8 protein-coding genes are annotated in these 11620 nt (G+C 70.9%); 7 read left to right on the forward strand and 1 reads right to left on the reverse strand.

What is annotated here, in order from left to right; translation table 11 throughout:
• Positions 1-119 precede the first annotated feature (119 nt).
• The 4 genes from OG871_RS25420 to OG871_RS25435 all read left to right on the forward strand — a co-directional run bounded on the left by OG871_RS25420 (position 120) and on the right by OG871_RS25435 (position 7289).
• Positions 120-1136 (forward strand): carbohydrate ABC transporter permease, encoded by a 1017-nt coding sequence (locus OG871_RS25420; protein ID WP_371499595.1) that lies wholly within the window; start codon positions 120-122, stop codon positions 1134-1136.
• Positions 1133-2086 (forward strand): carbohydrate ABC transporter permease, encoded by a 954-nt coding sequence (locus tag OG871_RS25425; protein ID WP_371499597.1) that lies wholly within the window; start codon positions 1133-1135, stop codon positions 2084-2086. Before OG871_RS25420 ends, OG871_RS25425 begins: the two co-directional genes overlap by 4 nt.
• A 163-nt stretch (positions 2087-2249) precedes the next feature.
• On the forward strand, positions 2250-5318 hold the full coding sequence (locus tag OG871_RS25430) for an Ig-like domain-containing protein (protein WP_371499598.1): 3069 nt from the start codon (positions 2250-2252) through the stop codon (positions 5316-5318).
• A gap of 567 nt (positions 5319-5885) precedes the next feature.
• Positions 5886-7289, forward strand: a complete 1404-nt coding sequence (locus tag OG871_RS25435; RefSeq protein WP_371499599.1) for a DUF4153 domain-containing protein — start codon at positions 5886-5888, stop codon at positions 7287-7289.
• Positions 7290-7441: 152 nt separating this feature from the next.
• Here the strand turns inward: OG871_RS25435 and OG871_RS25440 are convergent, their stop codons facing one another.
• Entirely contained in the window at positions 7442-8983 is a 1542-nt protein-coding gene (locus OG871_RS25440; RefSeq protein ID WP_371499601.1) for an MFS transporter, read from the reverse strand.
• A 170-nt stretch (positions 8984-9153) separates the two neighbouring features.
• Here OG871_RS25440 and OG871_RS25445 point away from each other — a divergent pair, with 170 nt between their 5' ends.
• The 3 genes from OG871_RS25445 (at position 9154) to OG871_RS25455 (ending at position 11490) form a co-directional block, all read left to right on the forward strand.
• Entirely contained in the window at positions 9154-9918 is a 765-nt protein-coding gene (locus OG871_RS25445; protein ID WP_371499603.1) for a TetR/AcrR family transcriptional regulator, read from the forward strand.
• A gap of 158 nt (positions 9919-10076) precedes the next feature.
• The gene (locus OG871_RS25450) at positions 10077-10760 is read left to right on the forward strand and encodes a ribonuclease HII (RefSeq protein ID WP_371499605.1); all 684 of its coding nucleotides are present in this window, start codon (positions 10077-10079) and stop codon (positions 10758-10760) included.
• Between the two features lie 337 nt (positions 10761-11097).
• A complete protein-coding gene (locus OG871_RS25455; protein ID WP_371499607.1) occupies positions 11098-11490 on the forward strand; it encodes a hypothetical protein in 393 nt (130 codons plus the stop codon).
• Positions 11491-11620: the final 130 nt, after the last annotated feature.

An 11620-nucleotide genomic window follows, 5' to 3' on the forward strand; every position in this document is an offset into this window, starting at 1 on the left:
CGGGCCCACCCGCCCGCGCTGCCCCTCCCCTCCGCCCCTGTTGTCGCCCCTGCTGTCCGGGCCGCACCCGGTCCCGCCCGCGGGACCGCCCGGCCCGTAGTCCGAGGAAGGACCTTCGTATGCCAACGGCACCCCTCGCCGCGGCCCAGCTGGCCGATTCGGCGTGGACGGACGCGACGGTCAAGCTCGGGAACAGCGCCGGCGCCATCGCCGGCTTCCTCGGCATCCTCCTGGTCGTCTTCTTCGCCGCGGGCCGGGCGGGCGGCCGGTTCTCCCGGCCGCTGGCCATCGCGGTGATGCTCGGCCCCGCCGTGCTGCTGCTGATCGTGGGCCTGGTGGTGCCACTGATCCGGACGATCTTCCTGAGCGTTCGCAACGACGACTCGACCCGGTTCCTCGGCCTAAAGAACTACGACTGGGCGCTGACCACCGACTCCGTCCACGAGGTCCTGCTGAACACCCTGCTCTGGCTGGTGGTCGCCCCGCTGGCGGCCACCGGGCTCGGCCTGCTGCTCGCGCTCCTGGTGGACCGGATGAAGGGCCAGGCGGTCTACAAGTCGCTGATCTTCATGCCGATGGCGGTCTCGCTGGTCGGCGCCGGCATCATCTGGAAGTTCGTCTACGAGGCCCGTGATCCGGCCCAGCGGCAGGTCGGCGTCCTCAGCCAGCTGGCGGTCAGCCTCGGCTGGGAGCATCCGCCGAACTGGATCCTGTCGCAGCCGCTCAACAACTTCCTGCTGATGGCGGTCATGGTCTGGGTCCAGACCGGCTTCGCGATGGTGGTGCTCTCCGCCGCGATCAAGGCCATCCCGGACGAGATCACCGAAGCCGCCCGGCTGGACGGCGCGGGCGGCGCCCGGCTGTTCTGGTTCGTCACCGTGCCGATGATCCGCACCACGCTGGTGGTGGTGCTGACCACCGTCATGATCACCACGCTCAAGGCGTTCGACATCGTCCGCACCATGACCGGCGGCAACTTCGGGACCCAGGTGCTCGCCAACGAGATGTACTCGCAGTCCTTCGTCCAGTTCAACTACGGCCGCGGCAGCGCGCTCGCGGTGATCCTCTTCCTGGCGGTGCTGCCGCTGGTGGCCTACAACATCGTCCAGCTGCGCAAGGAGCGTGCGACCCGATGAGCGAGACCGCGCTTGCCCGGACCGCCCGGGAGAAGACCGGGGTGACCGGCGCCCGGGCCGTCCGGCGCTCGTTCAGCAGCCCGCTCGCCTCGCTGCTGGTGATCGTGGTGACCGTGCTCTGGACGATCCCCACCTTCGGCCTGCTGGCCACCTCCCTGCGGCCCAAGCGGGACGTGGCGGAGACCGGCTGGTGGGACGTGTTCGTCCACCCCGACCTGACCCTGTCCAACTACCACACGGTGCTGTTCGAGGGAGGCTTCGGTGTCAGCGGCGGCCTGATGCCGTACCTGGTGAACTCGCTGGCGATCACCCTGCCGGCCACCCTGTTTCCCCTGGTGCTGGCCTCGATGGCCGCGTACGCGCTGGCCTGGGTCCGCTTCCGGGGCAGTGACACCGTCTTCTTCGTGATCTTCGCGCTGCAGGTGGTGCCGCTGCAGATGGCACTGATCCCGCTGCTCCAGCTGTTCTCCGGCGGGGCCCACCTGGGTGGGGTCACCATCGTCCCGGCCGTGGACCTGAGCGGGACCTACGCGCCGGTCTGGCTGGCGCACACCATGTTCGCGCTGCCGCTGGCGACCTTCCTGCTGCACAACTTCATCTCCCAGCTGCCGCGGGACCTGATGGAGGCCGCGGTGGTCGACGGCGCCTCGCACTTCAAGATCTTCCGCTCGATCGTGCTGCCGCTCTGCACACCGGCCCTCGCCTCCTTCGCGATCTTCCAGTTCCTCTGGGTCTGGAACGACCTGCTGGTCGCGCTCACCTTCGCCGGCGGCTCCCCGGACGTCGCCCCGATGACCGCCCGGCTGGCGCAGCTCTCGGGTTCCTTCGGCGGTCGCTGGGAGCTGCTGACGGCCGGGGCGTTCCTCTCGCTGATCGTCCCGCTGGGCGTCTTCTTCGCCCTGCAGCGCTACTTCGTCCGCGGGCTCTTGGCCGGATCCGTCAAGGGCTGACCGGATTTCGGGTTGACCTGTCCCAGGAATGTGGGGATTTCGAAGACACATCGTGCTCCCAGCCGGTACACCGGTAGCGGCGATTCCGCCGCTGGTGTGGTAATCCGATCTGGGGGCTTGTGTGAGGTTCAGGAAACGTGCGTCGGGCCTGGTGGCGGCCCTGATGGCAGCCGCAGCTCTGGTCGCCGCCCCCGCCCACGCGGCCGGCACAGCGACGCTCGGCACCACCACCGTCGGCATCGCCATCGACTCCGGCGACTCCAACCACATGAATACCTCACGGTATGTCACGGGTTCGAACGGGGGCGCGGTCAGCAGCATCAGCGTCTACGCCGGCGCGGTCGACGCGGCGCCCAACAACCAGTACCAGGTCGGCCTCTACACCGACAGCTCAGGCAAGCCCGGCTCGCTGCTGGCCAGCAGCGCCGCCGGCACCCTCACCGCCAACAGCTGGAACACCCTCGCGCTGACGGCGACGCTCGCACCCAACACCCCGTACTGGCTCGCCTACAACAGCAACGGCAGCTCCGCGGCGGTCAACAACCTCAAGTACGCCTCCGGGGGCACCAGCGGCTACAGCGTCGGCGGCACCGCCTTCGGCACCTGGCCCGCCACCTTCGGCACCGTCTCGACGGACAGCGTCAGCTTCTCCATCTACGCGACGTACACGCCGGACGCCGGCACCGTCACCCCGCCCGGCGCCGGCCCCGGCGCCGAGGGGCCGATCCTGCTGGTCAGCAACCCGGCCAACCCGTACACCCGGTACTACACCGAGATCCTCAAGGCCGAGGGGCTGAACTACTACAAGGTCAGCGACCTCTCCGCGGTGTCCGCCGCCACCCTCGCCTCCTACGACGTGGTGCTGCTCGGCGAGAGCGCACTGACCCCGGCCCAGGTGAGCATGTTCGGCACCTGGACCAACGGCGGCGGCCGGCTGATCGCGATGCGCCCGGACAAGCAGCTCGCGCCGCTGCTCGGCCTCACCGCGACGCCCGACACCCTCGCCGACACCTACCTGAAGATCGACACCTCGGCGGCCCCCGGCGCCGGCCTCACCGCCGACACCATGGGCTTCCACGGCGCGGCCGACCGCTACACCCTGAACGGTGCCACCGCCGTGGCGACGCTCTACAGCGACGCCAACACCGCGACCGCCAACCCCGCCGTCACGCTGCGCACCGTGGGCACCGGCCGGGCCGCCGCGTTCACCTTCGACCTGGCCAAGTCCGTGGTCCAGACCCGCCAGGGCAACATCGCCTGGGCCGGCCAGCAGCGCGACTCCACGGACGGCTTCGAGGCCAGCGAGATGTTCTACGGCACCGGCGGCCAGCCGGACTGGAACAACCTCGACAAGGCCCTGATCCCGATCGCCGACGAGCAGCAGCGGCTGCTCGCCAACCTGATCACCACCATGGACGCGGCCAAGAAGCCGCTGCCCCGGTTCTGGTACTTCCCTCGGGACGTCAAGGCCGTCGTGGTGATGAGCGGCGACGACCACGGCATCGGCGGCACCGTCGGCCGCTGGGACGGCTACATCGCGCAGAGCCCGCCCGGCTGCAACGTGGCCAACTGGGAGTGCGTCCGCGGCTCCTCGTACATCTACACCGACGACCCGATGACCCCGGCGCAGGCCCAGGCCTACACCGACGAGGGCTTCGAGGTCGGCGTGCACGTCACCACCGACTGCAAGCCCTGGGGGACCGCCGCCAACCTGCAGTCCGTCTACGCCACCCAGCTGAACGCCTGGAAGGCCAAGTACTCCACCCTGCCGATGCCGTCGAGCAGCCGCACCCACTGCGTGGAGTGGGACGACTGGGCGACCCAGGCCAAGACCAAGCTCGCCAACGGGATCCGGCTGGACGAGGACTACTACTTCTACCCCGCCTCCTTCACCAAGGACCGGGCCGGCTACTTCAACGGCACCGCCCAGATCATGAAGTTCGCCGACACCGACGGCAGCGTCATCGACGAGTACCAGGCCACCACCCAGCTCACCGACGAGTCCGGCCAGACCTACCCGTCGACGGTCAACACGCTGCTGGACGCGGCCTACGGCAGCAAGGGCTACTACGCGGCGCTGACCGCCAACATCCACACCGACTACGCCGCGTCCACCGCCTCCGACGCGATCATCTCGGCGGCCAAGGCCAAGGGCGCGCCGGTGGTGTCCGGCCGCCAGATGCTGAACTGGCTCGACGGACGCAACGGTTCGGCCTTCAGCAAGATGGCCTGGAGCAGCAACAAGCTCACGTTCGACATCACCGGCGGGACCAACGGGCTGCGCGCGATGGTGCCGGTGACCTCGGCGGCCGGCACGCTGACCGGGATCAGCCGACAGGGCCAGGCCGTCACCTACCGGATCGAGACCGTCAAGGGCGTTTCGTACGCCTTCTTCGACGGCGCCGTCGGCTCGTACAGCGCGACCTACGGCCAGGACACCACGGCGCCGACCGTCACCGGGACCACTCCGGCGGCCGGCGCGACCGGCGTGGCTCCCTCCTCGACGGTCCGGTTCAACTTCAGTGAGCCGCTGAACCCGTCGACGGTCAGCACCTCGACGGTGACGCTGAAGACCACCCCGGGCTCGACGCCGGTGGCCGGCACGGTCACCTACGACTCCGCCACCAACGGCGCGGTCTTCACGCCGAACGCCGCGCTGGCCCTGACCACCGGCTACACGGCCACCGTGCAGGGGGTGAAGGACAACGCGGGCAACCCGCTGGCGAGCCCGTTCACCCTGTCCTTCACCACGGGCGGCGCCCCGCCGAAGACCATCGGAAACACGGCGGTCGGCACCCTGATCGACGACACCGACTCCAACCACATGAACGGCAGCAAGGTCACCACCGGCGCCACCCCGGTGCCGCTGACCTCGCTCAGCGTCCACGTCGGCTCGGTGAGCGCGGCCCCCAACAACCAGTACCAGCTGGCGGTCTACACCGACAACGCCGGGTCGCCGGGCACCCTGGTGATCTCCACCGTCGGCGGCGCGCTCACGCCGAACGCCTGGAACACCGTCCCGGTGAGCGTCACGCTGGCCGCCAACACCACCTACTGGCTGGTCTACAACAGCAACGGCAGCACCTCCTCCGTGAACAACATGAACTACAGCGGGGGGACGGCCGGGCAGGGCGCCTACAGCAGCGGCGGCGTGCCGTTCGGCACCTGGCCGTCGGACTTCGGACCGGCCGTCAAGGACTCACTCGCCTACTCGCTGTACGGCGCGTACTGAGGGCGCGGCGACCTGACTGACTGAGACCCCCGTGGGGCGGCTGTGTCACAACTCTGCGACACAGCCGCCCCACGGGGGTTTTGAACCTGTTCAGAATGATCGGTTCGGGCCTAGAGTCGCGACGTCTGCACGCGGAGCGCCCTTTCTGGCGGCGCTGCCGCGGCCCGGTCATCCTGAGGGGGAATCATCTCCACCGCGTCCGAACCGCCCAAGCCTGCTGAGTCGTCCGAGCCCGCCAGGTCTTCCGAGTCCACCGAGCCGTCCGAGCCGTCCGGGGTGGTCGTGCAGCCCGAGTCGGCCAAGTCCGTTGCGTCGTCCGGGGCTGCCGGGCCGTCGTCCCCGTCGCCGGGTGCGGCCGTACCTCCCAGGGTGCCCGGCCAGCCGGTCCCGCCCGGAGCGTCCGGTGCACCCGGCGCTGCGGGGGGCAATCCTTATCGACCGGCGCCGGCCAACCCCTATCGGCCTCCCTACCCGCAGCCGCCCACACCGGCCTGGATCAAGCTGACCCAGCCCCGGAAAGCGGCCGCGCCCGGTCCCTGGGTGCCCCTGGCCGGTGTCGGTGCGGGGTTGGCCTCGGCTGCCCTGCTCGGTGAGGGGCTGGGCGTCAACCTGCTGCTGTGCGCCGTCGTCGCGACCGCCGCGGCGACGCTGTCGGCCCGGTCGGCGGGTCGAAGGGTACGGCCGTGGACGGTGGTGTGGACCCTCGGGGCGCTCGCGCTTTTGCTGGTGCCCGCGATCAGCTCGGCCGGCTGGCCGACCGCGCCGGCGATCATCGTCGCGGCGGGCACCGGCTCCCTCGCGCTGCACGGCGGCAGTCGGTGGTCGGGCGTCCTGCTCGGCCCGGTGGGGTTCTGGGCGCATGTGACGACCTCGCTGCCCTGGGCGGCGGGCGGCCTGCGCGGCGCCAACCTCCCCGGCCGGGGGAAGGCGGTGCAGGTCCTGAAGGCAGTGGCGGTCTCGGTGGGTCTGCTGGTGGTCTTCGGCGCCCTCTTCGCCAGTGCCGACGCGACGGTGGCCGATCTGCTGGAAGGGCTGACGCCGAGTCTGGACGCCGAGGACCTGCCGCTGCGGGTGCTGCTCTTCCTGGTCGGCCTGCTGGTGTCCCTGGGAGCGGCGCACACCGCGGCAGCTCCCCGGCGTTGGGACAAGTTCCCGGTGGCACCCGGCAAGCAGCGCAGCCGGGTGGAGTGGGCGCTGCCCATGACCGTCCTCAGCCTGCTGTTCGCGGTGTTCGTGTCGACCCAGGTGGCGGCAGTGATCGGCAGCGACGACGCGATCAGGACCAAGCCCGGGGTGATCCCGTCGCAGTTCGCGAGGGAGGGATTCTGGCAGCTTCTGTGGGTCATCGTGCTGACCCTGGTGGTGGTGGCCCTGGCGAAGCGCTGGGCCCCTCGCGAGACGGCGGGAGACCGGCTGATGGTCCGGGTGCTGCTGAGCGTCCTGTGTGCGCTCACGCTGGCGGTCGTGGCCTCCGCGATCTACCGCATGCAGATCTATGTGGATGCCTTCGGTCTCACTCGGCTGAGGGTCTCGGTCGCCGCGGTGGAGCTCTGGCTCGGCGTGGTCTTCGCGCTGATCATTGTCGCGGTGGTGCTCGGCTCGCAGCGTTGGCTGCCCCGGGCCGTGGTGCTGAGTGCCGTGATCGGTACCGCCGTCCTCGGACTGAGCTCGCCGGACGCGTGGATCGCCGAGCAGAACGTGGCCATGTCCGAGCGGACCGGCAAGGTGGACATCGACTACCTGCGCAACCTGTCGGCGGACGCCGTTCCCGCTCTTGACCGCCTCTCGGGCGACCGACGCACCTGTGCACTGCAGCAGATCGCGGAGGACCTCTCGGAGGAAGCGCCCTGGTACGCGACCAGCCTCTCCGAGGCCCGCGCCCGCGAGATCCTGCGGGAGCGTCCGGTGGAGAAGGACCGGGGTACGGCGTGCCGGCGTGCGGGCGTCCGGGTGGACCCTTACGGGAGGTAGCTCCGCGAGGCCTGTTGGGCCCTTGTGGCCGCAGGCCGTTGTCGCAAGGTCGGGGGCCGGGGGCGCCTGGGGCCGGGGGCGGTGGGCGTGCCGGGGGGCACGTCCACCGCCGGTGTCGGGTGCGGGCTCGCGCCCTCGCAGCCGATCTGTCGTCAGATGGCCATCCCGGCAGGGCCCTCGGCGGGAAGGTCGCCGGCCTTGGCCTTGACCACGAAGACCGCTGCCAGCAAGGCCACCACTGCCAGCACGGCGCCCACGATGAAGGCCTGGCCGATGCCGTGTGCCAGCACCTGGCTGTACCAGGGGCTGCCGAGCGGGAACTCACCCTTGAATGAGGCGAGTTGTGCCGGGGTGGCGTGGGCCTGGAAGTCGGGGAGCTGGGTCTTGACCTCGTCCTTTGCCGCGGTGCTGAACACCGTGGTGAGGATCGAGAGGCCGAGTGCGCCGCCGATCTGCTGCGTCGAGTTGAGCAGGCCGGAGGCGGCTCCGGTCTCATGGTCCGAGACTCCGGCCACCGAGAGCAGCATCACCGGCACGAAGATCAGACCCATGCCGAAGCCGAAGACGACCGTTGGGCCGAGCACCCCGGAGAGGTAGCTGCTGTCGGCCTTGAGCTGCGTCAGCCAGATGAGGCCCAGGGCCACCAGGACGGCCCCGCCCGCCATGAAGACCTTCGGGCCGTACCTGGCCTGAAAGGCGGACGCCAACTGAGCCGCCACGATGATGGCCACGCTGATCGGGAGGAAGGCCACGCCGGCCTTGAGCGGGCTGTAGCCGATCACTGTCTGCGCGAAGATGGTGATGTAGAAGAAGATGCCGAACATGGCCGCGGCCAGGCAGAGCATCATGATCAGACCGCCTGTGCGGTTCCGGTTGCGGAACAGGTGGAGCGGGGTGATCGGCTGGGCCGTCCGTCGCTCGATCACCACGAACGCCACGATCAGCAGCGCACCGATCGCGAAGGAGGCCAGCGCGACGCTGTCGCTCCAACCGTCGGAGGCGGCCCGGATGAAACCGTAGACCAGGCCGACCAGGCCGAGCGTCGACGCCAGCGCGCCCGGCACGTCGAAGCGGCCCTCCTGACGCTCCGACTCGCTGATGAACCGCGGCGCCGCGACGGCGATCAGGACGGCGATCGGCACATTCACGAAGAACACCCAGCGCCAGTTGAGGTACTCGGTGAGCGCGCCGCCGGCCAGCAGGCCGATCGCCGCGCCGGAACCCGCGACCGCGGAGAACACACCGAAGGCGCGGTTGCGTTCCGGTCCCTCCTGGAAATTGGTGGCGATCAGCGCGAACGCGGTGGGCGAGCAGATCGCGCCGCCGATGCCCTGCAGCCCCCGTGCGGCCAGCAGCATGCCGGCGTCCTGCGCGATTCCGCCGATCAGGGAGGCCAGCCCGAACAGCAGGACGCCGACGACGAAGACCCGGCGCCGGCCGAGGATGTCACCGATCCGGCCTCCGAGCAGCAGCAGGCCGCCGAAGGCGAGGGTGTAGGCGTTGATCACCCAGGACAGGCTGGTGTCGGAGAAGCCGAGGGCGGTCTTGATGTGCGGGAGCGCGATGTTCACGATGGTGGCGTCGAGGACGACCATCAGCTGCGTGGCCGCGATGACCGTCAGGGCGAGGCCCTTGCTCCGGCCTTGGCCGACTTCTGGTGGAGCGGACTTGCTGAGCGTTTCCGATACAGCCATTGCATTCCCCCTGCTGGCTACGGTTGTTCGATGAGTGCTCGATGCCGAGTCGATCCGTGGCCGACCGCACGCGGGCGGCCTGATGCTGCTTCAGTGAACGGATCCGTTCACTAGCGTGACGATAGCCGGTCGACTATTGTGAACGCAAGCGTTCTCTAGGATTGGTGACGATGAATCAGACTGATCGCCGGCCGGAGCCCGTCGCACCCGAGGTTCCGCCCGCGCACCGCGCGGCTCCCCGGGTGCCGACCGGCAGGGAAGCCGTGCCTGCCGGTCCGGGCGCGGTCGACCTCGTGGTGGCCACCCTCAGGTCCGCTCCACCCCAGGTCGCGGCCGGGGTCGGTCCGGGCGTCGCGGCCCCGGCCGCGCGCAGGCGCGGCCGGGCGCTGGAAGTGGCGATCTTCGATGCGGCTCTCGATCAGCTCACCTCCGGTGGGTTCGCGCGGATGACGATGGAGGGGGTGGCCGGTGCGGCGCACACCGGCAAGGCCGCGCTGTACCGGCGCTGGGCCTCCAAGGCCGATTTGGTCGTGGACGCCCTGGGCTCAACTCTCCCACCCCCTACGGACATCCCCGACCTCGGGTCCGTGCGGGACGAGTTGGTCCAGCTCACGGCGTATCTGGGGGAGATGATGAACTCCCGGGCCGGTACGGCGGTCCGGGCGCTGATGGCCGAGCTCGACCACGAACAGGTCGTCCCGTTCAAGGGGTTCGTGCTGAGCCGGGTGATCGAGCCGGTCACCGAAGCCATGCTCGCCATCCTCCGCCGCGGCGAGGAACGCGGTGACGTCCGGCGCGGCGCCGCCACCTCCCTGGTCGCCGATGTGGCCCCGGCGATGCTGCTCTACCGCGCGAAGGTCTGGGACGGCCCGTTGGACACCGAGTTCTGCCGAGAGCTGGCGGAGCAGGTCCTGTTGCCGATGGTCCGGCCCTGACCGCCGGGGCCGACCTGCTGGCTCTGGCCGCTGCCCTGGTGCGGCCGGCCCTGTCGGTCCGGACGGTCCGACCGGGGGGGGGGGCGGGTGGGCGCGGGCGGGGCCGGATCAGGCCGTAGGCTGGAAGCTGCCAGACCACAGCCGAACGGACCGAACCGATGCCCTACGACCCCCCGACCCACTCGGTGGAGCGCTCGCTGCGCCGGGCCGGCGCCCGCACCGTGGTCGGCCTGGACGAGGTCGGGCGCGGCGCCTGGGCCGGTCCGGTGACGGTCGGCGCCGCGGTGACCGGCCTTCGCCGCCCTCCGGACGGCCTCACCGACTCGAAGCTGCTCACCGAGAAGCGCCGCACCGCCCTCGCGCCGGTGCTGGCGGACTGGGTCCTCGCCTACGCCATCGGCCAGGCCTCACCGCTGGAGTGCGACGAACTCGGCATGACCGCCGCCCTGCGCCTGGCCGCCGTGCGGGCTCTGGAGGCGCTCCCGGTCCAACCGGACGCGATCATCCTCGACGGCAAGCACGACTACCTCGGCGGCCCCTGGCAGGTCCGGACGGTGATCAAGGGGGACCAGTCCTGCGTCTGCGTGTCGGCCGCCTCCGTGCTGGCGAAGGTCCAGCGGGACGGGCTGATGGCCGAATTGGGCGCCGACCTCCCCGCCTATGCCTTCGGGGACAACGCGGGCTACCCCTCGCCGGTGCACCGGGCGGCCCTGGAGGAGTACGGGCCGACCGGGCACCACCGGCTCTCGTGGGCGTACCTCGACGCGCTGCCCCGCTGGCGGCACCTCAAACGCGGCCGGCTGGGCGAGCCACAGGACGAGCAGCTCTCCTTGGGCTTCTGACGCCCGATTTGGCGATGAATCGTCAGAATCGGACGGGTGTGGACCGTCGGAGCGAGGTGTCCAAACCATGGGGGCGCCTGTGCGTGTCCGACCGTCGTTTGATAGATATCCGGGTATGCCAGTCTTTCCCGAGGAGCCGGGGACTCACGAGAGTGTCCCGGGCCCCGGCGTTCCCTCCCCCCGCAAGCCGGATGCTTCCGCCTCCCGAGTACCCGCCGCGGCCCGGCCCGGCCCGCCGCCGCGCCCGGCACCGCCGAGGCCCGGACCTCCGGCCCGGAGCGCCCTGATCCCCAAGCCCGGCGCTGCCGGGCCTCCCGCGGCGTCGGCGGCGCCCGCCGTGCAGCTGATCGCCGCAGACCCGCGGCGGGCGCTGGAGCGTGCCGACGAAGCGGTGGACGCGCTGCTGGAGGCCGGACGGAGCCCCGGCGAGATCCTGGTCCTGACCGCGGGCGATGCCCATCCCTGGCAGCGCCACGAGCGCTCGTTCGGCGAGGCGGCGTACTGGGCCCAACTGGCGGAGGGCGGCGACGTCTTCTACGCGGATGCCCACGCCACCCGGCCGATGCGGCGCGAGGTCGTGGTCCTGGTCGTCAACGACACCCGGCCCGGCCGGGTCCACCAGGCGGCCCGGAAGGCGCTCGGCCATGCAGCGGCGCTGCTGGTCGTCTGCGGCGACGCCGCGGCGGTCGCGCCGGTGCTGGGGCGGCCGGGCGGCCGGGTACCGGCCTGACGGCTCCGTCGCCGGGACGCCGTGTGGTGTCCCGGCGACCGAGGCGTCGCGTCGACCGGAGTGCTCGGGTCGGCCGAGTGCGGCGTCCCCGCGTTCAGCGGGCGGCGGCGCGCCGGACCGCGGCGTCGCC

This window comes from Kitasatospora sp. NBC_00374, from assembly GCF_041434935.1.
In the GTDB taxonomy this organism is placed as follows: Bacteria; Actinomycetota; Actinomycetes; order Streptomycetales; family Streptomycetaceae; genus Kitasatospora.